2 protein-coding genes are annotated in these 1119 nt (G+C 38.6%); both read right to left on the reverse strand.

The genetic code is table 11. The features are described 5' to 3' along the window. Positions 1-28: 28 nt before the first annotated feature. A complete protein-coding gene (locus AC1DSE_RS35625; RefSeq protein ID WP_477509648.1) occupies positions 29-262 on the reverse strand; it encodes a hypothetical protein in 234 nt (77 codons plus the stop codon). A 10-nt stretch (positions 263-272) separates the two neighbouring features. Beyond that, positions 273-1119 (reverse strand): Ger(x)C family spore germination protein (locus tag AC1DSE_RS35630; protein WP_477529166.1); only part of this gene is annotated, 847 nt, incomplete at its 5' end.

Consider the following 1119-nt stretch of genomic DNA (forward strand, 5'->3'; position numbering starts at 1 on the left):
CAGATGACATTCTATATTTTAGACAGCTTTATTTTAACCATGTGTCCAATAAGTGTGAAACAGGATTATATATGTAGATAATCCCATCCAAAGGGTTGGGGAGTCCAATATGTAAAGCTTGAGCAATGCCTATTACAGTCCCAAACAGCAGAAGAATGGAAAATATCCATAATTCTTTTTTTGATTTTCCTCTTAATAGCGCAGGAACATCAATGGCAATAATTAAAGCGACCGCTACAAGGATCACTATGATAGGTACCATATGTGCATCTTCACTCCTCTTTCTTCATGTCTTCCAGAAAGGAATTAGACACCGTACCTAAATGTCGAATCTTATGATTTACCTTCACATTTACTGGCATCGTCTCAAAAGTGTGATCCCAATTTTTTTTGAGCTTTCTCCAATCTTTAGGATTCGAACGATGAATAACATCCCCAAATCCAAAAATATCAACTTTGTATTTTTTCTGCACTTTTTTTACTGTCGCGTCAATGAAACCTTCCACTTTGCTGTTTGCTAGCCTTTCTACTTCTGCAATATTTTTCGTCTCCAACAAATCTATGGAGCATTGTACTTCCCCTATATTAATTTCTATTCGTACTTCAATATCGATCTGAGGTTGTCCATTCTTTACGCTGCCTTTGACCTTTGTCTTAGACCGAATGACCTCGAACGTAATTTTTCCGCCTTGTGGACAAGCAACAAAACCAACCGTGCTTTTAATTTCATCGCTAATATAGTTGTATGCTTTGCTTTCAGTTTCATTTAGCCAACCAATCAACTTATCCTTCTTAAATACCGCGAGTCCCGAATATTGCAATGTAGTTGGGGTCAGAACCTTCTCCATATTTCTCTTTTCTTGCCCTATTTGCTCGTCTCCCAAAACAACAAGACCTGTTAATACAGGATCTCTTCCTTCGCTCACGAGTGTAGTAATAAGCTCATCCAATGTAACCGTTGTTGTTGGAGCCCATTGCTGCTCAGAAGTCTGAAGAGTAGAGAACAGACTGACCGCGGGGATCGTTTCCAGCTTTGTTAATACTTTTAGCGTATTCTCGGCAGTCGTATGCTTTGAAACAACGATAAAGAAATCAGTACGAATTTCTTCATCTCTTGAC

This window comes from Paenibacillus sp. 01L418, from assembly GCF_056400045.1.